The sequence below is a fragment of the Pseudorhodoferax soli genome (assembly GCF_003337555.1).
GTDB classification, from domain to species: Bacteria; Pseudomonadota; Gammaproteobacteria; order Burkholderiales; family Burkholderiaceae_C; genus Pseudorhodoferax; species Pseudorhodoferax soli.
Genome location: NZ_QPJK01000002.1, coordinates 958,139 through 979,285, shown reverse-complemented (window position 1 = coordinate 979,285; position 21,147 = coordinate 958,139). Strand labels below are relative to the sequence as shown.

Annotated in this window: 24 protein-coding genes; 18 read left to right on the top strand and 6 right to left on the bottom strand. The window is 68.7% G+C overall.

The features are described from left to right. Positions 1 to 52 precede the first annotated feature (52 nt). The 3 genes from DES41_RS11285 (at position 53) to kdsA (ending at position 3,183) form a co-directional block, all read left to right on the top strand. The gene (locus DES41_RS11285; protein ID WP_170168141.1) at positions 53 to 1,213 is read left to right on the top strand and encodes a mandelate racemase/muconate lactonizing enzyme family protein; all 1,161 of its coding nucleotides are present in this window, start codon (positions 53 to 55) and stop codon (positions 1,211 to 1,213) included. A gap of 25 nt (positions 1,214 to 1,238) precedes the next feature. Continuing rightward, positions 1,239 to 2,246, top strand: a complete 1,008-nt coding sequence (locus DES41_RS11280; protein ID WP_114467700.1) for a TRAP transporter substrate-binding protein — start codon at positions 1,239 to 1,241, stop codon at positions 2,244 to 2,246. 94 nt (positions 2,247 to 2,340) lie between these two features. Next, entirely contained in the window at positions 2,341 to 3,183 is an 843-nt protein-coding gene (gene kdsA / locus DES41_RS11275) for a 3-deoxy-8-phosphooctulonate synthase (protein WP_114467699.1), read from the top strand. Between the two features lie 14 nt (positions 3,184 to 3,197). Here kdsA and DES41_RS11270 read toward each other — a convergent pair whose 3' ends face one another. Beyond that, positions 3,198 to 3,737, bottom strand: coding sequence for a TetR/AcrR family transcriptional regulator (locus tag DES41_RS11270; RefSeq protein ID WP_114467845.1), 540 nt, complete (start codon positions 3,735 to 3,737; stop codon positions 3,198 to 3,200). 77 nt (positions 3,738 to 3,814) lie between these two features. On the opposite strand from DES41_RS11270, the gene DES41_RS11265 reads away from it, so the two are divergent. From DES41_RS11265 to DES41_RS11220, 10 genes are all read left to right on the top strand, one after another. Next, positions 3,815 to 4,291, top strand: a complete 477-nt coding sequence (locus DES41_RS11265) for a nuclear transport factor 2 family protein (RefSeq protein WP_114467698.1) — start codon at positions 3,815 to 3,817, stop codon at positions 4,289 to 4,291. A 74-nt stretch (positions 4,292 to 4,365) separates the two neighbouring features. Then, positions 4,366 to 4,599: a DUF2789 domain-containing protein gene (locus tag DES41_RS11260; protein WP_114467697.1), complete on the top strand. Its 234-nt coding sequence runs from the start codon at positions 4,366 to 4,368 to the stop codon at positions 4,597 to 4,599. 40 nt (positions 4,600 to 4,639) lie between these two features. After that, positions 4,640 to 5,842: a sensor histidine kinase gene (locus tag DES41_RS11255; RefSeq protein WP_114467696.1), complete on the top strand. Its 1,203-nt coding sequence runs from the start codon at positions 4,640 to 4,642 to the stop codon at positions 5,840 to 5,842. Next, positions 5,839 to 6,477: a response regulator gene (locus DES41_RS11250; protein WP_114467695.1), complete on the top strand. Its 639-nt coding sequence runs from the start codon at positions 5,839 to 5,841 to the stop codon at positions 6,475 to 6,477. The genes DES41_RS11255 and DES41_RS11250 overlap by 4 nt, the downstream gene beginning before the upstream one ends. Before the next feature lie 133 nt (positions 6,478 to 6,610). Then, positions 6,611 to 8,023, top strand: coding sequence for a CmpA/NrtA family ABC transporter substrate-binding protein (locus tag DES41_RS11245; RefSeq protein WP_114467694.1), 1,413 nt, complete (start codon positions 6,611 to 6,613; stop codon positions 8,021 to 8,023). Further along, a complete protein-coding gene (gene ntrB / locus DES41_RS11240; RefSeq protein WP_114467693.1) occupies positions 8,020 to 8,877 on the top strand; it encodes a nitrate ABC transporter permease in 858 nt (285 codons plus the stop codon). The genes DES41_RS11245 and ntrB overlap by 4 nt, the downstream gene beginning before the upstream one ends. After that, a complete protein-coding gene (locus tag DES41_RS11235) occupies positions 8,867 to 9,667 on the top strand; it encodes an ABC transporter ATP-binding protein (RefSeq protein ID WP_114467692.1) in 801 nt (266 codons plus the stop codon). The genes ntrB and DES41_RS11235 overlap by 11 nt, the downstream gene beginning before the upstream one ends. A 26-nt stretch (positions 9,668 to 9,693) precedes the next feature. Next, positions 9,694 to 10,137, top strand: a complete 444-nt coding sequence (gene cynS, locus DES41_RS11230) for a cyanase (RefSeq protein WP_114467691.1) — start codon at positions 9,694 to 9,696, stop codon at positions 10,135 to 10,137. A 151-nt stretch (positions 10,138 to 10,288) separates the two neighbouring features. Then, positions 10,289 to 10,621 (top strand): hypothetical protein, encoded by a 333-nt coding sequence (locus tag DES41_RS11225; RefSeq protein WP_114467690.1) that lies wholly within the window; start codon positions 10,289 to 10,291, stop codon positions 10,619 to 10,621. A gap of 202 nt (positions 10,622 to 10,823) precedes the next feature. Beyond that, positions 10,824 to 11,156, top strand: coding sequence for a hypothetical protein (locus tag DES41_RS11220; protein WP_114467689.1), 333 nt, complete (start codon positions 10,824 to 10,826; stop codon positions 11,154 to 11,156). 175 nt (positions 11,157 to 11,331) lie between these two features. Here DES41_RS11220 and DES41_RS11215 read toward each other — a convergent pair whose 3' ends face one another. Both DES41_RS11215 and DES41_RS11210 read right to left on the bottom strand, forming a co-directional pair. Then, on the bottom strand, positions 11,332 to 12,093 hold the full coding sequence (locus DES41_RS11215; protein ID WP_114467688.1) for a class II aldolase/adducin family protein: 762 nt from the start codon (positions 12,091 to 12,093) through the stop codon (positions 11,332 to 11,334). Between the two features lie 94 nt (positions 12,094 to 12,187). Then, positions 12,188 to 12,832, bottom strand: a complete 645-nt coding sequence (locus DES41_RS11210; RefSeq protein WP_114467687.1) for an FMN-dependent NADH-azoreductase — start codon at positions 12,830 to 12,832, stop codon at positions 12,188 to 12,190. 113 nt (positions 12,833 to 12,945) lie between these two features. Between DES41_RS11210 and DES41_RS11205 the strand changes: the two genes are divergently transcribed. The 5 genes from DES41_RS11205 to DES41_RS11185 all read left to right on the top strand — a co-directional run bounded on the left by DES41_RS11205 (position 12,946) and on the right by DES41_RS11185 (position 17,860). Further along, positions 12,946 to 13,839 (top strand): LysR family transcriptional regulator, encoded by an 894-nt coding sequence (locus tag DES41_RS11205; protein ID WP_114467686.1) that lies wholly within the window; start codon positions 12,946 to 12,948, stop codon positions 13,837 to 13,839. Between the two features lie 115 nt (positions 13,840 to 13,954). Next, positions 13,955 to 14,971, top strand: a complete 1,017-nt coding sequence (locus DES41_RS11200) for a sulfate ABC transporter substrate-binding protein (RefSeq protein ID WP_114467685.1) — start codon at positions 13,955 to 13,957, stop codon at positions 14,969 to 14,971. A 3-nt stretch (positions 14,972 to 14,974) separates the two neighbouring features. Further along, positions 14,975 to 15,865 carry a sulfate ABC transporter permease subunit CysT gene (cysT, locus tag DES41_RS11195; RefSeq protein WP_114467684.1) on the top strand — a complete coding sequence of 297 codons (891 nt, stop codon included), beginning with the start codon at positions 14,975 to 14,977 and terminating at the stop codon, positions 15,863 to 15,865. Between the two features lies 1 nt (position 15,866). Then, positions 15,867 to 16,763: a sulfate ABC transporter permease subunit CysW gene (cysW, locus tag DES41_RS11190; RefSeq protein WP_114467683.1), complete on the top strand. Its 897-nt coding sequence runs from the start codon at positions 15,867 to 15,869 to the stop codon at positions 16,761 to 16,763. An 8-nt stretch (positions 16,764 to 16,771) separates the two neighbouring features. Then, positions 16,772 to 17,860, top strand: a complete 1,089-nt coding sequence (locus DES41_RS11185; RefSeq protein ID WP_114467682.1) for a sulfate/molybdate ABC transporter ATP-binding protein — start codon at positions 16,772 to 16,774, stop codon at positions 17,858 to 17,860. 124 nt (positions 17,861 to 17,984) lie between these two features. Here DES41_RS11185 and DES41_RS11180 read toward each other — a convergent pair whose 3' ends face one another. The 3 genes from DES41_RS11180 to DES41_RS11170 form a co-directional block, all read right to left on the bottom strand. Then, a complete protein-coding gene (locus DES41_RS11180; RefSeq protein ID WP_245965653.1) occupies positions 17,985 to 18,728 on the bottom strand; it encodes an OmpW/AlkL family protein in 744 nt (247 codons plus the stop codon). Positions 18,729 to 18,817: 89 nt separating this feature from the next. Next, positions 18,818 to 19,852 (bottom strand): sulfate ABC transporter substrate-binding protein, encoded by a 1,035-nt coding sequence (locus DES41_RS11175; protein WP_114467681.1) that lies wholly within the window; start codon positions 19,850 to 19,852, stop codon positions 18,818 to 18,820. Between the two features lie 113 nt (positions 19,853 to 19,965). After that, on the bottom strand, positions 19,966 to 21,045 hold the full coding sequence (locus DES41_RS11170) for an HDOD domain-containing protein (protein ID WP_114467680.1): 1,080 nt from the start codon (positions 21,043 to 21,045) through the stop codon (positions 19,966 to 19,968). Positions 21,046 to 21,147: the final 102 nt, after the last annotated feature.

The following is a 21,147-nucleotide window of genomic DNA, read 5'->3' as shown; positions in this document are numbered from 1 at the left end:
GCGAAGAATCGGTATTGGACATGAAGGTCGGCAGACCTTAACAATCCGGCGCATGGAGACACCCCAAGGTTCGCGCATCGTCCGCATCGACGGCTTTGAAATTGCCTGCACGCTGCCCGAGTTGATCGGCAACGCGATGCGCTTCTTCGACCGGCGGGTCACGCTGCTGGTGCGCCTGACGGATGCGGACGGGCAGGTCGGCTGGGGCGAGACCTGGTCGATGCCGGGCGCTGCCGCCACCGTCATCCGCAACGGCCTGGCCCAGGCGGTGCTGGCGCAGGCCGACGGCGCGCCGCGGGTGCTGTGGAACGCCATGGGCCAGACCCTCATCTACGACCGGCGCGGCGTGACCACCATGGCCATGAGCGCCATCGACATCGCCGCCTGGGACCTGGCGGCCCGGCGCGCCAACATGCCGATCGCCCGCCTGCTGGGCGGCGCCGTGCGCCACGACGTGCCGGCCTACGTCAGCGGCCCCTTCCTCAAGCCCGGCAGCGACCCATACCGCGACTTCGACCGCGACATCGACGGCTACCTGCACGCCGGCTTCCAGGCCATGAAGCTGCGGCTGGGCCTGGATGCACGCGCCGAGGGCGCCCTGCTGGCCCGCCTGCGCCAGCGCGTGGGCGACGCCTTCCCGCTGATGGCCGACCTCAACGAAGGCGCCACGGTGCGCTCTGCCATGGTGTTCGCGCAGCATTTCGCGCCCAGCGACCTGGTCTGGCTCGAAGAGCCGATCCGCCACGACAACCTGCCCGGCTATGTCCAGCTGGCCAAGGCCCTGCCGATGGCACTGGCCGGTGGCGAGGCGCTGATCGGCGTGACGCCGTTCCGCGACTTCCTGGCCCAGGGCGCGCTCGACGTGGTGCAGCCCGACTTGGCGCTGTGCGGCGGCTTCACCGAGGGCCTCAAGATCGCCGCGTTGGCCGATGCCTACGGCTTGCCGCTGGTGCCGCATGTCTGGGGCACGGCCATCAACTTCCACGCGTCGCTGCAGTTCATCGCCGGCTTGCCCGAACTGCGCGGCCCGGGCCTGCGCTACCCGATGTTCGAGTTCGACCCCTCGCACAACCCGTTCCGCGACATGTGCGGCGCCGTGGGCGTGCGGGCCGATGGCCGCATCGCCATCCCCGACGGGCCGGGCCTGGGCATCGAGATCGACACGCGGCAGTTCAGCGACCACATCGTCGACCAATGGACTGTCGTTCCCTGATTCCAAACAAGAGGAGACACGCACCATGAACACCAGAACATTCCTGTCGCTGGCGGCCGCCGCGCTGTTGGGGTGGGCCGCGCCCGCGTTGGCGCAGGAGCCGGTCTCGCTGCGCGTGGCGTATGTGCAGGCGCCCGACCATCCGCATGGCCTGGGCATCCGCAAGTTCGCCGAGCTCGTGCAGCAAAAGAGCGCCAACCGCATCGAGGTGAAGAGCTTCGGCAGCGCCACCTTGGGCGGCGATGTGGCCGTGCTGTCGTCGCTGCGTGGCGGCACCGTCGACATGACCGTGGTGATCCCCAGCCTGCTGACCGGCATGGCCAAGGAGTTCGTGCTGCTCGACCTGCCTTTCCTGTTCGGCAACTACGCCGAGGCCGATGCCGTGCTCGACGGCCCGGTCGGCAAGCGCCTGCTGGAACTGTTGCCCGACAAGGGCCTGATCGGCCTGGGCTACTGGGACCACGGCTTTCGCATCGTCACCAACAGCCGCCGCGCCATCACGAAGGTCGAAGACTTCTCTGGCCTGAAGCTGCGCGTGCCGCAGAGCACCATCTTCATCGAGACCTTCACCGCGCTGGGTGCCAACGCCGTGCCCATGCCCATCCCCGAGCTCTACGGCGCCCTGGAGGCCAAGGCCATGGACGGACAGGAGAATCCCTATGCCGCCGTCGAGGCGCTCAAGCTGCAGGAGGTGCAGAAGTTCGCCTCGGCCACCAACCACGCCTACAACCCGCTGGTGGTGGTGTTCAGCAAGATGAAGTGGGACAAGCTCACGCCTGCCGACCGCAAGATCCTCATGGACGCCGCGGCCGAGGCGGGTGCTTACGAACGCAAAGTCTCGCGCGAAGGCAACGACAAGGCGGCCGAAACCCTCCGGGCCAAGGGCCTGCAGCTCAACACCGTGAGCGCAGCGGAGGTGGCACGCATGCGCGAGAAGGTCAGCGCGGTCAACGCCAAGTACGTCAAGGAAGGCGGCGAGAAGCTCGCGGCCGAAATGATGGCGGAGATCGAGAAGGTGCGCGGCAAGCGCTGAGGACTGCCCGGGCAGCGGGGCGGCACGGGCGGCATGGGCAGCAGGGGCATGCGCGACCGCGCCACAATCGCGCATCGCCTTTCCGATGACTTCCATGATCGCCATCACCCCCTCCATCTCCGTCGGCAACGACCGCCCCTTCGTGCTGTTCGGCGGCATCAACGTGCTCGAATCCCGCGACCTGGCCCTGCGCACCTGCGAGGAGTACGTGCGCGTCACGACCAAGCTGGGCATCCCGTACGTGTTCAAGGCAAGCTTCGACAAGGCCAACCGCTCGTCCATCCACTCCTACCGCGGCCCCGGCCTGGAGGAGGGCATGAAGATCTTCGAGGCGGTCAAGGCGCAGTTCGGCGTGCCCGTCATCACCGACGTGCACGAGCCCTGGCAGGCCCAGCCCGTGGCCGAGGTGGTCGACGTGCTGCAGCTGCCGGCCTTTCTGGCGCGCCAGACCGACCTGGTGGTGGCCCTGGCCAAGACCGGCCGCGTGGTCAACATCAAGAAGCCACAGTTCCTGAGCCCGCCGCAGATGCTCAACATCGTCGAGAAGTTCAAGGAGGCCGGCAACGAGCGCATCATCCTGTGCGACCGCGGCACCTGCTTCGGCTATGACAACCTGGTGGTCGACATGCTGGGCTTCGGCGTCATGAAGCAGGTGACGGGCAACCTGCCGCTCATCTTCGACGTGACGCATGCGCTGCAGCAGCGCGACCCGACGGGCGCGGCCTCGGGCGGGCGCCGTGCGCAGGTGGTCGATCTCGCACGCGCCGGCATGGCCGTGGGCCTGGGCGGGCTGTTCCTCGAAGCACATCCCAACCCTGACCAGGCCAGGTGCGACGGCCCCAGCGCCTTGCCGCTGGACAAGCTCGAGCCCTTCCTCACGCAGGTCAAGGCGATCGACGACCTCGTGAAGTCGTTCGCGCCGCTGCAGATCGGCTGACGCCGGGCGCGGGCTCAGAGCAGCGCGCGCAACGCGGCCAGGGCGCCTTCCACATCGCCCATCTGCGCCCGCACGATGGCGCCGTCCAGCGCCACGCCGACCGCCTGCGCCCGCGCCATGCGCTGCGGCCCGGGCGGCAGCAGTTCGGCGATCACCTGCTCCATCTCCTGCTTGTGGCGCCGCGCCATGTCGGCCGCGCCCTGCAGGCTGGCGCCCACCTCCACCACGCTGTTGATGAAGGCACAGCCGCGGAAGGCCGGGTCGCGGAACCATTCCTCCAGCGCGTCCAGCAACGGCTGCAAGCCGGTGCCCTGTCCTGCGCCATGCCGGCCCAGCGCATCGACGAACCAGGCCATCCAGCGTTCGTGGCGGTGGCCGAGAAAGGCGCGCACCAGGTCGTCCTTGGACGCGAAGTGGCGGTAGAAGGTCAGCTTGGCCACCCCGCTTTCGGCGATCAGCCTGTCCACGCCCGTGGCGCGGATGCCATCGCGGTAGAACAGGTCGTGCGCGGTCGCCAGGATGCGCTCGCGCGCCGAAGGGGCTGTCGTCTCCATGCCGGGCATTGTAGACAGGTCTGTCTATCGGCGTTAGCATGCAGTGGACGAACCTGTCTACTTGCAAGGAGCCCTGCATGAACGCCCCCGAGCAACGCCCGCCGCTGCCGCCCTTCACCGCGGAGACCGCCGCGCTGAAGGTGCGCCTGGCCGAGGACGGCTGGAACACGCGCGACCCCGACCGCGTGGTGCTGGCCTACACGCCCGACACCGTCTGGCGCAACCGCGCCGAGTTCCCGGTAGGGCGCGACCAGGCCCGTGCCCTGTTGCAGCGCAAGTGGGCGCGCGAGCTGGACTACCGGCTCATCAAGGAGCTCTGGGCCTTCGCGGGCCACCGCATCGCCGTGCGCTTCGCTTACGAATGGCACGACGACAGCGGCCACTGGTTCCGCAGCTACGGCAACGAGAACTGGGAGTTCGACGCCGCCGGTCTCATGGCGCGGCGCTTCGCCAGCATCAACGACTTGCCGATCCAGGCCGCTGACCGCAAATTCCACTGGCCGCTGGGCCGGCGGCCGGACGACCACCCGGGCCTCTCCGAACTCGGGCTTTGAACGGCCCTCTTTCCTACAGACAGGCGCGGGCGGCGCAGCAACCATGGGCCAGCACCTTCACGAGGATCAAATCCATGGACCTGTCCACCCACACCATGCACGACCTGTTCGACCAGCTCGGCCTTGCCAGCGACGAGGCTGCCGTGCAGCAGTTCATCACGCGCCACCGCCCCGTGCCCGAAGCCACGGCGCTGCCCGACGCCGCGTTCTGGACGCCGGCGCAGGCGCAGTTCCTGCGCGAGCAGTGGCAGCGCGACGCGGATTGGGCCGAGGTGGTTGACCAGCTGAACATCGCCTTACGCGCCTGACGCCGGCGCCGCTGGCACAGCGGTTGCGTGCGTCCAGGCCATGCACGCAGACGCCCTGGACCTGGCCAGCACCGCCGACACCGCCGTCCACCCCCTTTGGCAGCGGCAGCTGGGCCTGCTGTTGCAGTCCACAGGCGACGGCATCTTCGGCATCGATCTCGATGGCCGCTGCATGTTCATCAACCGGGCCGGCGCGCGCCTGATCGGCCATGAGCCTGCGGCGCTGCTGGGCCGCAACATGCACGAGGTCACCCACCATTCGCATGCCGACGGCGCCCACTATGCCGACGAGGACTGCCCGATCTTCAACGCCTTCCGCCGCGGCCTGCCCTGCCGCATCGACAGCGAGGTGTTCTGGCGTGCCGACGGCACGGCCTTTCCGGTCGAGTACTCCAGCTATCCCATCGTCGACGGCGGCGAGGTGCGCGGCGCGGTCGTCACCTTCGTCGACATCACAGAGCGCAGGCGCGTGGCCGATGCGCTGCGTCGCGCGCGCGACGAGCTGGAGCAGCGCGTGGCCGAACGCACGCACGAGCTGTCCTTGGCGCTCCAGCGTCAGCGCGAGCTCTCCGCCCACCTGGACACCGTGCGCGAGGAAGAGCGCACGCGCATCGCGCGCGAGGTGCACGACGAGCTCGGCAGCCTGCTCGTGGCGCTCAAGCTGGATGTGAACTGGCTGGACAAGCGCTTGTCCGAGCAGCAGGCCCGCAGCGCGCACGAGGCCGAGGCCATGCGCGCGCGCATGCGCAGCAAGTGCAGCAACATGAGCCGGCTGATCGAGTCGGCCGTGGACAACGTGGGCCGGATCATCACCGACCTGCGGCCCAGCATCCTGGACCACCAGGGCCTGTGGGCCGCGCTGGAATGGCAGGCGCAGGAGTTCGTGGCCGCCGCCGAACTGCGCCTGCACTGGCGCATGCAGGTGGACGGCGCGCCCGAACCCGGCGGCACGCGTGCCATGGCGGTGTTCCGCATCTTCCAGGAGATGCTGTCCAACGTCGGCCGCCACGCGCGTGCGCGCACCCTGTCGGTGGACGTGGCGGCCGGCGCGCGGGCGCTGCGCCTGGCCGTGCACGACGATGGGGTGGGCGCGCCCGCGACAGCCTTGGAGGCCGCCACGGCCTACGGCGTGATGGGCATGCGCGAGCGGGCGCTGCACTTCGGGGGCTGCATCGAGGTCGCCAGCGCGCCGGGTGCGGGTGCCACCTTCACCTTGCAGATGCCGCTGGGCCCCGAGGCATGACGGCGCCCATCCGGGTGCTGCTGGCCGACGACCACCGCATCGTGCGCGAGGGGCTCAAGCAGGTGCTGGCCGATGCGCCAGAGGTCCAGGTCGTGGCCGAGGCCGCCAGCGGCGCCCAGGTTCTGGCGGCCGTGCATGCCGCTGGCGCCGCGCTGGACCTGGTGCTGCTGGACATCGCCATGCCCGAAGGCGACGGCCTGGACGTGCTGGAGACGCTGCGCCGCGAGCACCCGCGCCTGCCCGTGCTGATGCTGAGCACCTACCCCGAGCGCCAATACGCGGTGCGCTGCATCCGCCTGGGCGCGGCCGGCTACCTGCACAAGGGCGCCGACCCCGACGACATGCTGGCGGCCGTGCGCAAGGCCGCCGCCGGCGGCATCTGGGTCAGCGGTGCCACGGCCGAGGCGCTGGCCACGGCCGTGGGCCGGCGCGGTGCACGGCCGGGCACAGACGCGCTCTCGCACCGCGAGCACCAGGTGCTGCGCCTGCTCACATCGGGGCACAGCGTGGGCGAAATTGGTGCGCAGCTCGGCCTGGCGACGAACACGGTGAGCACCTACCGCGCACGCATCCTCGAGAAGACCGGTACCAAGAACGACGTGGAGCTCACGCTCTACATGCTGGGCCGGGGCTGAGCGCCTGCGGCTGTAGGGCTGGCCCTACAGCGCGTCGTGCCGGCGCCCGCGATCTTGCAGGGCGGGCCGCATCGGGCCGCCGATTGGCAAAGAGCTTGCACGCTGGCCTGCATCTTTGTCCCGGAGGTGCGCCATGTCTTCCTTACCCGATCCCTATGACGCCGACCGCCCGCTGCGTTTGGGCTGCAGCTGTGGCCGCGACCACAGCGCTGCCGAGCATGCGGCCGAGGCCGCCGTGCAGGCCAGCGCCGTCAGTGCCGCGCGCGAGCTGCGCGAGCGTTCCCGACGGCCCGACGTCCAGGCCCGCTCCAACGCCTTTGTCGAGGCCGCATTGGTCAAGGCGCTGTTCCCGCAGGACGCCGTGCGCCGGCGCTTCATCCGCGCCGTGGGCCGCGGAACGGCCATGGCCGCCATCGGCAGCGTGCTGCCCGTTGCCAGTCTGCAAGCCATGGCGCAGGAGAAGGGCGCGCTGGAGAAGAAGGACCTCAAGATCGGCTTCATCCCGATCACTTGCGCCACGCCGCTGATCATGGCGCACCCGCTGGGTTTTTACCGCCAGCAGGGCCTCAACGTGGAGGTCATCAAGACCGCCAACTGGGCGCTGATCCGCGACAAGATGATCAACAAGGAGCACGACGCCTCGCAGTTCCTGAGCCCGATGCCCCTGGCCATCAGCCTGGGCGTGGGCTCCACGGCCGCACCCATGCAGGTCGCCACCATCCAGAACACCAACGGCCAAGCGATCACGCTGGCCAACAAGCACAAGGGCAACCGCGACCCGAAGAACTGGAAGGGCATGCGCTTCGCCGTGCCGTTCGACTACTCGATGCACAACTTCCTGCTGCGCTACTACCTTGCGGAGCACGGCGTCAACCCCGACACCGACGTGCAAATCCGCGTGGTGCCACCGCCCGAGATGGTGGCCAACCTGCGCGCCGGCAACATCGACGGCTACCTCGGGCCGGATCCGTTCAACCAGCGCGCCGTGTTCGAGGAGGTCGGCTTCATCCACCTGCTGACCAAGGAACTCTGGAACGGCCACCCCTGCTGCGCCTTCGGCACCAGTGCCGAGTTCATTCGCCAGAATCCCAACAGCTTCGCCGCGCTGTACCGCGCCGTGCTGACGGCCTCCGCCATGGCGCGCGACCCGAAAAACCGGGAACTGATCGCCAAGGTGATCGCGCCCGCGCAGTACCTGAACCAGCCCGAAACCGTGTTGACGCAGGTGCTGACAGGGCGCTTCGCCGACGGCCTTGGAAAGATCCAGACCGTACCCGACCGCGCCGACTTCGACCCCATCCCCTGGCAGAGCATGGCGGTCTGGATGCTCACGCAGATGCAGCGCTGGGGCTACCTCAAGGGCGAGGTCGACTACAAGCAGATCGCCGAGCGCGTGTTCCTGCTGACCGACGCGAAGCGGCAGATGGCGGCGCTGGACCAGAAGGCGCCCGAGGGCGCGTACCCGAAGTTCAGGATCATGGGCAAGGAGTTCGACGCCGACAAGGCCGCGGCCTATGCCAAGGGCTTTGCGATCAGCAAGGCATGAAGTCGCTCAACGCCAAGGCAGCGCTGCTGTCCGTGCTGCTGTTCCTGCTGGTGCTGGGCATCTGGCACCTGGCCACTGGCGCGTCGGCGGCCGGTGGCACCGCGGCCGGCATGACGGCCGAGCAGATCGAGTACGCCAAGATGACGGGCCAGGACCCGGGTGCGGGGCGCAGCGGGGGCTTTCCCACGCTGGCCCAGATGGGCGCGACGGTCTGGGGCCATCTTTCCAACCCGTTCTACGACAACGGGCCCAACGACAAGGGCATCGCGATCCAGCTCGGCCATTCGCTGGGCCGCGTGGCACTGGGCTTCGGCCTGGCCTGCGCGGTGGCGATCCCGCTGGGCTTCGTGATCGGCATGTCGCCGCTCATCCACCGCGCGCTCGACCCATTCATCCAAGTGCTGAAGCCGATCAGTCCGCTGGCCTGGATGCCGCTGGCGCTCTACACGATCAAGGACTCGGCCATCAGCGGCATCTTCGTGATCTTCATCTGCTCGCTCTGGCCCATGCTCGTGAACACGGCCTTCGGCGTGGCCTCGGTGCGGCGCGAGTGGCTCAACGTGGCCAGCACGCTGGAGGTGAGCCCGCTGCGCAAGGCATTCCTCGTGATCCTGCCGGCCGCGGCCCCCACCATCCTCACGGGCATGCGCATCAGCATGGGCATCGCCTGGCTCGTGATCGTGGCGGCCGAGATGCTGGTCGGCGGAACCGGCATCGGCTACTTCGTCTGGAACGAGTGGAACAACCTGTCGCTGACCAACGTGATCTTCGCGATCGTCCTGATCGGCGTGGTCGGCATGCTGCTGGACCTGGCGTTCGGCCGGCTGCAGAAGGCGGTGACCTATGTCGAGTGAGGCCTTCCTGCAGGTGCAGGGCCTGGCCAAGGCCTTCCAGCCGGCGCGGCCGGTCTTCGCCGAGGTCTCGTTCGCGCTCGCCAAGGGCGAGTTCGTCTGCATCATCGGCCATTCGGGCTGCGGCAAGACCACCATCCTCAACGTGCTGGCGGGGCTGGACGCGGCCAGCGGTGGCCACGTGTTCATGGACGGCCGCGCCATCGACGGCCCAGGCCTGGAGCGCGGCGTGGTGTTCCAGGGCCACGCGCTGATGCCCTGGCTCACCGTGCGGCAGAACATCGCGTTCGCAGTCAGGTCGCGCTGGCCGCAATGGGGCCGGACCGAGGTCGATGCCCATGTGAAGAAGTTCGTCGCCCTGGTCGGCCTGCTGCCGGCCATCGACAAGAAGCCCAACGAACTGTCGGGCGGCATGAAGCAGCGCGTGGGCATCGCGCGCGCCTTCGCCATCCAGCCCAAGATGCTGCTGCTCGACGAGCCTTTCGGCGCGCTGGACGCGCTCACGCGCGGCAGCATCCAGGACGAGTTGCTGGCCATCGTGCGCCAGACGCAGCAGACCGTCTTCATGATCACGCACGATGTGGACGAGGCCATCCTGCTGGCCGACCGCATTCTGCTGATGCGCAACGGCGCCGACCTGCCGGCCGGCTGGCGGCCGGGCGACATCGCCGAGGTGGTGGCCAACCCCCTACCGCGCACGCGCACGCGCGCCGGCCTGCACCACCTGCCCGGCTACTACGACCTGCGCAACCACATCGTCGATTTCCTTGTCACGCGCGCGCACGCGCATTGATTCCAACCCACGGAGCACACACCGCCATGAACCGCCTCGCAGTCACCGAAAAGATCATCACCGCCAAGGTTGCCAAGGGCATCCAGTGGGCCGACGTGGCCAGGAAGGTCGGCCAGTCCAAGGAATGGACCACGGCCCTGTGCCTGGGCCAGATGACGGCCACGCCGGAGCAGGCCAAGGCGGTGGGCAAGATCTTCGGCCTCACGGCCGAGGAGCAGAAGTGGCTGCAGGTCGTGCCGTACAAGGGCTCGCTGCCCACGGCCGTGCCGACCGACCCGTTGATTTACCGCTGGTACGAGATCGTCAATGTCTACGGGGCCACGATCAAGGAGCTGATCCACGAGGAATTCGGCGACGGGATCATGAGCGCGATCGACTTCTCCATGGACATCGCGCGCCAGCCCGACCCCAAGGGCGACCGTGTCAACGTCGTCCTATCCGGCAAATTCCTTCCCTACAAGACCTATTAGGGAGAAGTGTTGCCAGCGTCAGACTTGTAAGCGAAATGTTGCAATCGGGCGTCAAAAGCTCGGTTATCGTGTATCACTTCTGTGCAAGACCCCCCTGGTTTTGCGCGGAAGACGAACCGTTTCTATCACCCAGAGATCTGAAAGACAGCACATGAAAAAAGTCGTTCTCACACTCGGCGTCGCCTTGGCGCAAATGTTCGCCGTTGGTGCTTTCGCACAAGGTGAGGCTGGCACGTCCAAGGCACCGCCGCCTGCCCAGAAGGCTTCGCCCGAGGAGCGCGCCGCTGCGCGTGCCGAGCGCAAGGCCGCAGGCACCGCTGCAATCAAGGACCAGCCTCCAGGTGAGGTGGGCGGTGTGAAGAAGGCGGCACCGGCGACCAAGGTGTCGGCCGAGGAAAAGGCGGCTGCGCGCGCCAAGCGCAAGGCCGAAGGCGCTGCCGCGATCAAGCAGGCGCCTCCTGGCGAAGTCGGCCCCTCCAAGTAAGAGGCCCGCCGGGGCAGCGCCAGCCGCTTCGGCCAGCAAGCAAGCGCTGCCGCGCCTACCGTGGCGGGCGCCGGTTTCCTACGTGGCGATGCGCCCGTAGACGGGGCGGTCTGGCTTGGCCCCTGGATATGGTGAGGTTCGCGGTGCCGGAGCATTCCGGCACGGCGAGCTCTACAACCATCCCGAGACCTGAAAGCCAGCCATGAAGAAAACAGTCCTCTCCCTCGGCATCGCCGTGGCCCAGATGTTCGCCGTGGGCGCCTTTGCCCAGGGTGAAGTGGGCGGCGTGAAGAAGCCGCCACCGTCCACCCCGGCCTCGCCCCAGGAGAGGGCTGCCGCCAAGGCCGAGCGCAGGGCCGAGGGCGCCGAGGCCGTGAAGCAGAACAAGGATGGCGAGGTCGGCCGTTCGAAGGCGCCGCCTCCCGCCGCCAAGGCCACGCCCGAGGAAAGGGCCGCCGCGCGGGCCAAGCGCCAGGCCGAAGGCGCCGAAGCGATCAAGAAGCAGCCCAGCGGCGAGGTCGGCCCGACCAAGTGAGGATCAGGCGCGCGGCGCGGCGAAGCCGGTCGAGACCGACACCCGCGCCGTGCCCGCGCTGCCTCTCTCAGCGGCCATGCCCCCTGCCGGCGATCCTCGCCCCGATGCGGGCAGGCAACGAGGATCGCCAACCCACAGGCGCCATGGCCGCCTGCCAGCCGGTCGCGCCGCCCCTTCAGTTCTTGTAGCTCGGATCGATCCGGTCCAGCTTGCGCAGCAGCGCCGGCCAGACGAAGCGCCCACCCAGGCCGCCGGTCTGCACCCGCGACGCATGGCCCACGCCTTCGACGATGCGCGGGTCCACCGCCACCAGTTCGCCGCCGCCCGCTTGCGCGGCAATCTGGATCTGGCAGGTGTTCTCGAACGTGTACATGGACAGGAACGCGTCGGCAATGCTCGCGCCCACCGTCAGCAGGCCGTGGTTGCGCAGCATCAGGAAGTTCGCCTCGCCCAGGTCCGCCTGCAGGCGTGCCTTCTCGTCGTCGCGGATCGCCACGCCCTCGTAGCCGTGGTAGGCCAGCGAGGCCAGCACGAAGGTCGATTGCTGGCTGATCGGCAGCACGCCACCCTTCTGCGCGCTGACCGCGATGCCGGCACGGGTGTGCGTGTGCAGCACGCACTGGGCGTCGTCGCGCACGGCGTGGATGGCGCTGTGGATCACGAAGCCCGCCGGGTTCACGGGGTAGGGCGACTCGATCAGCTTGTTGCAGGCCTGGTCCACCTTCACCAGGCTGGACGCGGTGATCTCGTCGAACATCAGCCCGTAGGGGTTGATCAGGAAATGGTGCTCGGGCCCGGGAATGCGGGCGCTGATGTGCGTGAACACCAGGTCGCTCCAGCCGTACAGCGCCACCAGGCGGTAGCAGGCTGCCAAGTCGGTGCGCAGCTGCCATTCTTCGGCACTGACATGGGCGCGCAGGTCTTGCGGGGCGTTCATCGTGGCGTCTCCAGGAGGTGGGAAGACGCCACTGTAGGCGTTGGCGTGGCCGCCTGTTGTCCGCCGGCGGACAGCAAGCAGCCACGCCCGTGCGTCAGGCGCTCACCGCTTCGGCAGCCGGCGCGGCCACCAGCGAGGCGGCGATGTCGGCCTCGCCCTGGCGCAGCGCGGCGACGCGCTGTTCGGGGCCGTAGGCGATGCCCTCGGCACGCACGAAGCGCACATCGGTGATGCCGAAGAAGCCGAACACCGTCTGCAGGTAGCTTTCCTGGTGCTCCAGCGCGCGGCCTTGCTCGCTGGTCGAGTAGATGCCGCCGCGGCCCGAGACCACGACCACGGTCTTCCCCTTGGCCAGGCCTTCCGGGCCGGCCGCGGTGTAGCGGAAGGCGCGGCCGGGCACGGCCAGGCGGTCGATCCAGGCCTTGAGCTGGGTGGGGATCGAGAAGTTGTACATCGGTGCGCCGACGACGATGACGTCCGACGCCAGGAACTGCGCCAGGTAGCGTTCGGTGGCGACGTTCTCGGCGCGCTGTGCTTCGTTGACCTGGCTCAGGTCCAGGCCGAGCTTGAAGCTCAAGGCGTCGGCACCGAAGTGGGCCGGCGCGTCGGCGGCCAGGTCCAGGTACTGCACCTGGGCGCCGGGATGGGCGGCGCGCCAGGCGGCCACGGTGCTGGCGGTCAGCTGGCGGGTCACGGAAGCGTCGCCGAGGACGCTGGAATCGATGTGCAGGATGTTCATGGCGGGTCTTTCAAGGGGTTGGATGCGACGGGATTAATTGTGCTGGTCGACCTAGTCGCCGATAAGATGGGTGAATTGAAATGGATCGTCCTGATCCTGGAAACAATCAGCCCATGCAAGACCTCAACGACATGCTGTTCTTTGCGGAAGTGGCCGAGCGCGGCAGCTTTGCCGCCGCGGGCCGCGCGCTGGGCTTGCCCAAGTCGCGGCTGTCGCGTCGCGTGGCCGAGCTGGAGGACCGCCTGGGCGTGCGCCTGCTGCACCGCAGCACGCGCAAGCTCTCCCTGACGGAAGTCGGAGCGCTCTACCTGCGCCATTGCCTGGCCATGCGCAGCGAGGCGCTGGCAGCCAGCGAGGTGGTGCAGCGCCTCGCGGTGGAGCCGCGTGGCACCGTGCGCGTCACCTGCCCGGTCACGCTCGCGCAGTCGGTGGTCGGCGCGCTGATGCCGGCTTTCCTGTTGGCGCACCCCCAGGTGCGGGTGGAGATGGAGGTCAGCAACCGCGTGGTCGATCCCGTGGAAGAGGGCGTGGACGTGGCGCTGCGGGTGCGCCCCAGCCTGCAGGAGAGCGCCAGCCTGGTCGTCAAGCAGCTGGGCTGCTCGCAATCGGTCCTGGTCGCCAGCCCCGCGCTGCTGGCACGCCAGGGCCGGCCCCAGCAGCCACAGGAACTGCAGCAGCTCGATTCCATGGCGATGTCCGCTGTCGACGGGCGGGCCGGCGTCAAGCTGCAGGGGCCGGGCGGGGCCGAATTCCAGTGGCAGCACCACCCGCGCTATGTGGCCGACGACCTGGAGACTCTGCTGCGCGCGGCCATCGACGGTGTGGGCGTGGCGTTGTTGCCAGGCTACATGTGCCGCGAGGCGCTCGGCGCAGGCCGGCTCGTCGAGGTGCTGCAGGGATGGTCGCCGCCGCATGGCATCGTCCATGCCGTGTTTGCGTCGCGGCGCGGTCTGGTACCGGCCGTTCGCGCCTTTCTCGACCATCTAGAGACGGGTGACTTCCACTGAACCCGTTGCATCCCGTCACGCCTTATAAGTTTTCGGATGAAAGCAAAGAGAAAAACAATAGTTTGCGCATAGCGAAGCGGTCTTGACAATGCAGCATCTGCTCAGGGATTCCGTCATGACCTCCAAGTTCTTCTCCGGCCGCACGGCCCGCTCCGTCCTCGCCGCCGCTGTGCTGGCCGCCGCCACCGCCGCCTCGGCCCAGACCCAGACGCTGCTCAACGTCTCCTACGACGTCGCGCGCGAGTTCTACAAGGACATCAACGCTGCGTTCGTGCCCTACTACAAGAAGACCACGGGCAAGGACATCAAGGTCGACCAGGCCCATGGCGGCTCCAGCGCCCAGGCGCGCGCCGTCAACGACGGCCTGGAGGCCGACGTGGTGACCTTCAACACCACCACCGACATCGAGTTCCTGGCCGGCAACAACATCGTCGCCAAGGATTGGGCCAAGCGCTTTCCGAACGATGCCTCGCCCACCACCTCGACCATGCTGTTCCTGGTGCGCAACGGCAACCCCAAGGGCATCAAGGACTGGGACGACCTCGTCAAGCCCGGCGTGCAGGTCGTCGTCGTGAACCCCAAGACCGGCGGCAACGGCCGCTACGCCTACCTGGCGGCCTGGGGCTATGTGCGCGAGAACGGCGGCACCGACGCGCAGGCAGCGGAGTTCGTCAAGAAGCTCTACGCCAACGTGCCCGTGCTGGGCAAGGGTGGCCGCGATGCGACCAGCATCTTCCTGCAACGCAACACCGGCGACGTGCTCATCACCTTCGAGTCCGAAGTCATCTCGGTCGAGCGCGAATTCGGCAAGGGCAAGGTCGATGCGATCCACCCGTCCACCAGCATCGTGGCCGAGAACCCGGTGGCCGTGGTCGAGCGCACCGTGGCCAAAAAGGGCACGGCCGAGGCCGCCAAGGCCTACCTGAACTTCCTGTACACCGACGAGGCCCAGGAGATCGCCGCCCAGCATGCGCTGCGCCCACGTTCGGCCGCCGTGCTCAAGAAGCACGCCGACCTGTTCAAGCCGATCAAGCAGTACACGGTGGCCAAGTACTTCGGCTCGCTGGGTGAGGCGCAGAAGGTGCACTTCAACGACGGCGGCCAGTTCGACAAGCTCTACACCGTCAAGTAAGCGATGAGCGCCACGACCTCCACCGCGGCGCTGGCCGGGCCCGCGCCCGGTGTGGCCGTGCCGCGGCGCAACGGCGGCAAACGCGTGCTGCCCGGCTTCAACATCACGCTGGGCTACACGCTGCTGTACCTGAGCCTGATCGTGCTGATCCCGCTCACGGCGCTGTTCGCCAAGACGCTCACGCTGAGCTGGCCGCAGTTCTGGGATGCCGTGAGTTCGCCGCGCGTGCTGGCCTCGTACCGGCTGACCTTCGGCGCCTCGTTCCTCGCCGCCATCGTCAACACCGTGTTCGGCCTGCTCGTGGCCTGGGTGCTGGTGCGCTACGAGTTCTTCGGCAAGAAGATCGTCGACGCGCTGGTGGATCTGCCCTTCGCGCTGCCCACGGCCGTGGCCGGCATTTCGCTCACGGCGCTGCTGGCCGGCAACGGCTGGGTCGGCCAGTACCTGGAGCCGCTGGGCATCAAGCTGGCGTTCACGCCCAACGGCGTGGTCATCGCGCTGATCTTCATCGGCCTGCCCTTCGTGGTGCGCACCGTGCAGCCCGTGCTCGAGGACACCGAGAAAGAACTCGAGGAGGCCGCCATGTGCCTGGGCGCCACGCGCTGGCAGACCTTCTCCAAGGTGATCTTCCCGGCCATCGCGCCGGCCCTCCTGACCGGCTTCGCCATGGCCTTCGCGCGCGCGATCGGCGAGTACGGCTCGGTCATCTTCATCGCCGGCAACATGCCCATGGTCTCCGAGATCACGCCGCTGATCATCATCGGCAAGCTCGAGCAATACGACTACGCCGGCGCGACCGCCGTGGCCGTCGTCATGCTGCTGATCTCCTTCGTCATGCTGCTGGTCATCAACGGCCTGCAGGCCTGGCAGCGCAAGCGCTCGGGAGGGGTCTGAGATGGCCGCCATCGACGTCACCCGCAAGCACATCACGACCACAGAGACGCCCTGGGTGCGGCGCACGCTGATCGGCGTGGCGCTGCTGTTCCTCGCGCTGTTCCTGGCGCTGCCGCTGGCGGCGGTGTTCACCGAGGCGCTGCGCAAGGGGCTGGACGCCTACCTGGAGGCGCTCAAGGAGCCCGACGCCTGGGCCGCGATCCGTCTCACGCTGATCACGGCGGCCATCGCCGTGCCGCTGAACCTGGTGTTCGGTGTTTGCGCGGCCTGGTGCATCGCCAAGTACGAGTTCCGCGGCAAGGCCTTCCTGACCACGTTGGTGGACCTGCCGTTCTCGGTCTCGCCGGTCGTGGCGGGCCTGATCTACGTGCTGGTGTTCGGCGCCAACGGCTGGTTCGGCCCCTGGCTGGCCGCGCACGACATCAAGATCGTTTTCGCGATCCCCGGCATCGTGCTGGCCACGGTGTTCGTGACCTTCCCGTTCATTGCGCGCGAGCTGATCCCGCTCATGCAGGCGCAGGGCAACGAGGAGGAGCAGGCCGCCATCGTGCTGGGCGCCACCGGTTGGCAGACCTTCTGGTACGTGACGCTGCCCAACATCAAGTGGGGCCTGCTGTACGGCGTGATCCTGTGCAATGCGCGTGCCATGGGCGAGTTCGGCGCGGTCTCGGTGGTCTCGGGCCACATCCGCGGCCAGACCAACACCATGCCGCTGCACGTGGAGATCCTCTACAACGAATACCAGAGCGTGGCGGCCTTCGCCGTGGCCTCGCTGCTGGCGCTGCTGGCACTGGTCACGCTGGGCATCAAGAGCTGGGTCGAGTGGCGCCACGAGCGCGAGCGCAAGGCCGCAGCCGACCTGCCGCCCGAGCGTCCGCAACCTGCCGCTGCAACCTGAGAGACACCATGAGCATCGAAATCCGCAACGTCAGCAAGCAGTTCGGCAACTTCCGCGCCCTCGACAACGTGAGCCTGGACATCGGCTCGGGCGAACTCGTCGCGCTGCTGGGCCCCTCGGGCTGCGGCAAGACCACGCTGCTGCGCATCATCGCCGGGCTGGAAAGCGGCGACGCCGGCAGCATCCTGTTCGCGGGCGAGGACACCACCGACGTGCATGTGCGCGAACGCCAGGTCGGCTTCGTGTTCCAGCACTACGCGCTGTTCCGCCACATGACGGTGTTCGACAACGTGGCCTTCGGCCTGCGCATGAAGCCGCGTGGCCAGCGCCCGTCGGAGGCCCAGATCAAGAGCAAGGTGCACGAGCTCCTGGGCCTGGTGCAGCTGGACTGGCTGGCCGACCGCTTTCCGGCGCAGCTGTCCGGCGGCCAGCGCCAGCGCATCGCGCTGGCCCGCGCACTGGCCGTGGAGCCCAAGGTGCTGCTGCTCGACGAGCCTTTCGGCGCGCTGGACGCCAAGGTGCGCAAGGAGCTGCGCCGCTGGCTGCGCCGCCTGCACGACGACCTGCACGTGACCAGCATCTTCGTGACCCACGACCAGGAAGAGGCGCTCGAGGTGGCCGACCGCGTGGTGGTCATGAACAAGGGGCGGATCGAGCAGATCGGCACGCCGCAGCAGGTCTGGGAGCAGCCGGCCAGCCCCTTCGTCTACGGCTTCCTGGGCGACGTGAACCTGTTCCACGGCCGCGCCCACGAGGGCGAGCTGCTGGTGCAGGGCATGAGGATCGACGCGCCCGAGCATGCCGCGGCCAGCGACGCCAAGGCCTTCGCCTATGTGCGTCCGCACGACCTGGAGGTCGAGCGCTATTCGCCGGGCGCCACGGGCATCGTGGCCCAACTCACGCGGGCCCTGGTGGTCGGCCCCATCGCCCGGCTGGAGCTCACGCCGCACGACACGCAGGACGCCAAGGGCGACCAGATCATCGAGGCCCAGCTGACGGCCGAGGAGTTCAACGCGCGCGGCTTCCGCGAGGGGGAGACCCTGGTGGTCACGCCGCGCCGTGCCAAGGTGTTCGTGGACCACGGCGCCGGCGTCTGATCAGCCCGTGGCGTAGCGCCACAGCAGCGCGAGGCCGGAGCCGCCCCACGCCGTTGACGGTGCGCGGGAACTGCGCACGCGGCATCGGCAGGCTGCCGTGGAAATCCAGCGGCCGCGGCGAGGATCAGAACCTGTAGGTCAGGTAGGCGAACGGCACCACGGGGTTCAGGGTGAGCCCGCTCTCCGATGTGGCGACGGCATTGCCGTTGGCATAGGTGGTCAGCTTGGCCTTGGTCTTCATGCGCACGTAGGAGACCGACAGCGTGAGGCCCAGGCGGTCGGTGAACGCGTAGGTGGCGCCCAGCGCGAACACGGGGCCGAAGCGGCTGTCGATCTTGGCGCGCGTGCTGGAGGCACCCGCGGGCAGGCCCAGCGCGCCACCCAGGGTGTTCTGCAGGCCGCCGGTCAGCTGCACATCGGAGAAGTGCGCGTAGGTCACGCCCAGGCCGGCGGCCAGCCGCCACTTGTCGGTGGGCTGGCCAAAGAAGTACTTGGCCAGCAGCGAAGGGCCGTACAGCCGCGCCGAGCCCAGTTCGCCAATGCCCGCCAGCGTGCCTTCGCCCTGGAGCTTGAGCCGCGGCGGGATGCCGAACACGCCCTCGATGGCCCAGTTGTCGGTCAGGAAGTAGTGGGCGTTCAGGCCCAGCGTGTCGGAATGCGACAGGCTGGAGCCCGAGCCAGGCACCTCGCGCTCCACCGGCGAGGTGAAGCGCAGCGGCGTGCTCTTGTCGCGGGGCGCGTAGCGCAGCCACCCTGCGCCCAGCACGATGTCGCCGGCCTTCTGCGCCCAGGCGCCGCCACATGCGAAAAGGGCCAGCGCCGCGGTGGCGATGGCCCTGGTAACTCCGGGTGGGGAAAGGGTTTGCACGTCCGTGTCTCCTTCGTCGGTCAAATGCCGGCCAGCATAGGCCGGCACTGCGCGCCTGTCGACCCGGGGCGGCAAGCCCCTGCACTTTGTTACTTCGCCGTGTAGATCTGGTCGAAGCTGCCGCCGTCCGCGAAGTGCGCCTTGTCGGCCTTGGCCCAGCCGCCGAAGGCCTGGTCGATGGTGAACAGGTTCAGCTTGGGGAACTGCGCCGCGTACTTCGCCTTGGCCTTGTCGGAGACCGCGGGGCGGTAGAAGTGCTTGCCGGCGATGTCCTGGCCTTCTTCGGAGTACAGGAACTTGAGGTATTCCTCGGCCACGGCGCGCGTGCCCTTCTTGTCGACGTTCTTGTCGACCACGGCCACGGCCGGCTCGGCCAGGATGCTCAGCGAGGGCGCGACCACGTCGAACTTTGCGCCGAACTCCTTGTCGAGCAGGTAGGCCTCGTTCTCCCAGGCGATCAGCACGTCGCCCTGCGCGCGCTGCGCGAACGTGATCGTGGAGCCGCGCGCACCGGTGTCGAGCACGGGCACGTTCTTGTACAGGGCGGCGACGAATTCCTTGGCCTTGGCGTCGCTGCCGCCGTTCTTGCGCTTGGCGAATTCCCAGGCCGCCAGGTAGTTCCAGCGCGCGCCGCCCGAGGTCTTGGGGTTGGGGGTGATCACGCTGACGCCGGGCTTGACGAGGTCGTCCCAGTCCTTGATGCCCTTGGGATTGCCCTTGCGCACGGCGAAGACGATGGTCGAGGTGTAGGGCGAGGCGTTGTGGGGCAGGCGCTTTTGCCAGTCGGCCGCCAGCCAGCCGCCGTGCTTCACCAGCGCGTCGGTGTCGCCTGCCAGTGCCAGCGTGGCCACATCGGCGTCCAGGCCGTCGATGATGGAACGCGCCTGCTTCCCCGAGCCGCCATGCGACTGCTTGACCGTCACGTCCTGCCCGGTCTTGGCCTTCCAGTACGCGGCGAAGGCCTTGTTGTAGTCCACGTACAGCTCACGCGTGGGGTCGTAGGAAACGTTCAGCAGCGTGACCGGGGCGGGGGCCTGGGCCAGCGCGGGGGCCAGCGCGGCGCCCAGGGACAGGGCCAGCGTGGCGCTGGAGAGGTGGCTCAGGAGGCGGCGGCGCGTTGGCATGGAGAACTTTCGCTGGGATCGTTGCAGATGCGGCGATTCTGGAAGTCCGTCCTCCAAACAGGAACGATTGAATAGTCCGTTGCTTATGCCGCTGCCATCTAAGCAGCGGGCGCTCAAGCGAGCACGCGCGCCATGTCCGGCTCGCGCAGCGCCGCGCCCACGGCGGCCAGCACCGGCGGGGGCAGCTGGGGGCGCAGCACCTGCAGGTCTTCGTGCAGATCGTGCTCCGGCGTGTAGTCCTGCAGCGCGGTGAGTTCGCGGCGTGCGATGCGCTCGGCCAGGCTGGCGCACAGCGCGCCGAGCGCCGGCCGCGCAGCCTGCTGCGGCAGGGGCGGCACCGGCGGGACCGCGAAGGCGATGCGCGCGATCTCCCGGGTGGGCGCTTCCATGGCAGCGGGCAGGCCCCACTCCTGCAGCAGCAGCGAGCCGATCTCGCCGGCGGACAGGCCCAGGCGCTGCTGCTCGGCCAGCGCGCGTGCTCGCAGCGCGGTGACGGGAGCCGTCGCGTCCCCTTGCGCCTGCAGCAGCGTGACCGCGGCGAAGCGGCCCAGGAAGTGCAGCACCAGCTGCGTGCTCATCCCCGCGGCATCGGCCAGCTGCAGCCGCTTGGCCACCGCCAGGCTCAGTTCACTGGCGATGGCGCTGCTGCGCCACAGGGTGTCGAACTCCTGGCGCAGGGCCGGATCAGGCGCCGGCATGGCCTCGCGCAGCAGGTGCTGCAGGCACAGGTTGCGCACCGTGTTCAGGCCCAGGAATGTGATGGCCTGGCCGATGCTGGTCACGGCGCTGCGCAGGCCGTACAGCGGCGAGTTGACGGCCGCCATCACGCGCGCGGCGACCACGGGCTCCGCCATCACCAGTTCAGCCAGTTCGGCGGAGGAGGCCCGTGCGACGAACTCGGGCGAGACCAGCTGGTGCAGCGCACGCGGCGGCCGTGGCAGCTGGCGCAGCGCCTCGAGCAGCGCCTGGCGGCGCTCTGCAGGCAGGCTCTCGTGCCGTGCGAGCCGGCCGTCCTCGGTCGGTGCCGTGCCGCCTTGCGGCGCAGCGGCTGGCGCGGGCGGCGCGGGCCGACCGCTGGCGGCCGGCCGCCGGGCAGTTGCCAACGGCGGCTGCGCACGCCCGCCACGCCGCAGCAGCCACCAGAGGGCCAGCCCACCGAGTGCCAGCACGACCACGATCAAGGCTTCGAGCATCGTCCCTCTTTCCGTGTTGTCCGCTGGGCAGCGCCAGGGGTGGCGGCGGCATGCGCACAAATATAACCACAGCCCGGCCCGGCGCAGGGCGGGGCCCGGTGC

What these genes read in the sequence shown, in the direction of transcription:
- DES41_RS11285 (WP_170168141.1), top strand. Translation starts at nt 53, where the DNA reads ATGGAGACACCCCAAGGTTCGCGCATCGTCCGCATCGACGGCTTTGAA.
- DES41_RS11280 (WP_114467700.1), top strand. Translation starts at nt 1,239, where the DNA reads ATGAACACCAGAACATTCCTGTCGCTGGCGGCCGCCGCGCTGTTGGGG.
- kdsA (WP_114467699.1), top strand. Translation starts at nt 2,341, where the DNA reads ATGATCGCCATCACCCCCTCCATCTCCGTCGGCAACGACCGCCCCTTC.
- DES41_RS11270 (WP_114467845.1), bottom strand. Translation starts at nt 3,737, where the DNA reads ATGGAGACGACAGCCCCTTCGGCGCGCGAGCGCATCCTGGCGACCGCG.
- DES41_RS11265 (WP_114467698.1), top strand. Translation starts at nt 3,815, where the DNA reads ATGAACGCCCCCGAGCAACGCCCGCCGCTGCCGCCCTTCACCGCGGAG.
- DES41_RS11260 (WP_114467697.1), top strand. Translation starts at nt 4,366, where the DNA reads ATGGACCTGTCCACCCACACCATGCACGACCTGTTCGACCAGCTCGGC.
- DES41_RS11255 (WP_114467696.1), top strand. Translation starts at nt 4,640, where the DNA reads ATGCACGCAGACGCCCTGGACCTGGCCAGCACCGCCGACACCGCCGTC.
- DES41_RS11250 (WP_114467695.1), top strand. Translation starts at nt 5,839, where the DNA reads ATGACGGCGCCCATCCGGGTGCTGCTGGCCGACGACCACCGCATCGTG.
- DES41_RS11245 (WP_114467694.1), top strand. Translation starts at nt 6,611, where the DNA reads ATGTCTTCCTTACCCGATCCCTATGACGCCGACCGCCCGCTGCGTTTG.
- ntrB (WP_114467693.1), top strand. Translation starts at nt 8,020, where the DNA reads ATGAAGTCGCTCAACGCCAAGGCAGCGCTGCTGTCCGTGCTGCTGTTC.
- DES41_RS11235 (WP_114467692.1), top strand. Translation starts at nt 8,867, where the DNA reads ATGTCGAGTGAGGCCTTCCTGCAGGTGCAGGGCCTGGCCAAGGCCTTC.
- cynS (WP_114467691.1), top strand. Translation starts at nt 9,694, where the DNA reads ATGAACCGCCTCGCAGTCACCGAAAAGATCATCACCGCCAAGGTTGCC.
- DES41_RS11225 (WP_114467690.1), top strand. Translation starts at nt 10,289, where the DNA reads ATGAAAAAAGTCGTTCTCACACTCGGCGTCGCCTTGGCGCAAATGTTC.
- DES41_RS11220 (WP_114467689.1), top strand. Translation starts at nt 10,824, where the DNA reads ATGAAGAAAACAGTCCTCTCCCTCGGCATCGCCGTGGCCCAGATGTTC.
- DES41_RS11215 (WP_114467688.1), bottom strand. Translation starts at nt 12,093, where the DNA reads ATGAACGCCCCGCAAGACCTGCGCGCCCATGTCAGTGCCGAAGAATGG.
- DES41_RS11210 (WP_114467687.1), bottom strand. Translation starts at nt 12,832, where the DNA reads ATGAACATCCTGCACATCGATTCCAGCGTCCTCGGCGACGCTTCCGTG.
- DES41_RS11205 (WP_114467686.1), top strand. Translation starts at nt 12,946, where the DNA reads ATGCAAGACCTCAACGACATGCTGTTCTTTGCGGAAGTGGCCGAGCGC.
- DES41_RS11200 (WP_114467685.1), top strand. Translation starts at nt 13,955, where the DNA reads ATGACCTCCAAGTTCTTCTCCGGCCGCACGGCCCGCTCCGTCCTCGCC.
- cysT (WP_114467684.1), top strand. Translation starts at nt 14,975, where the DNA reads ATGAGCGCCACGACCTCCACCGCGGCGCTGGCCGGGCCCGCGCCCGGT.
- cysW (WP_114467683.1), top strand. Translation starts at nt 15,867, where the DNA reads ATGGCCGCCATCGACGTCACCCGCAAGCACATCACGACCACAGAGACG.
- DES41_RS11185 (WP_114467682.1), top strand. Translation starts at nt 16,772, where the DNA reads ATGAGCATCGAAATCCGCAACGTCAGCAAGCAGTTCGGCAACTTCCGC.
- DES41_RS11175 (WP_114467681.1), bottom strand. Translation starts at nt 19,852, where the DNA reads ATGCCAACGCGCCGCCGCCTCCTGAGCCACCTCTCCAGCGCCACGCTG.
- DES41_RS11170 (WP_114467680.1), bottom strand. Translation starts at nt 21,045, where the DNA reads ATGCTCGAAGCCTTGATCGTGGTCGTGCTGGCACTCGGTGGGCTGGCC.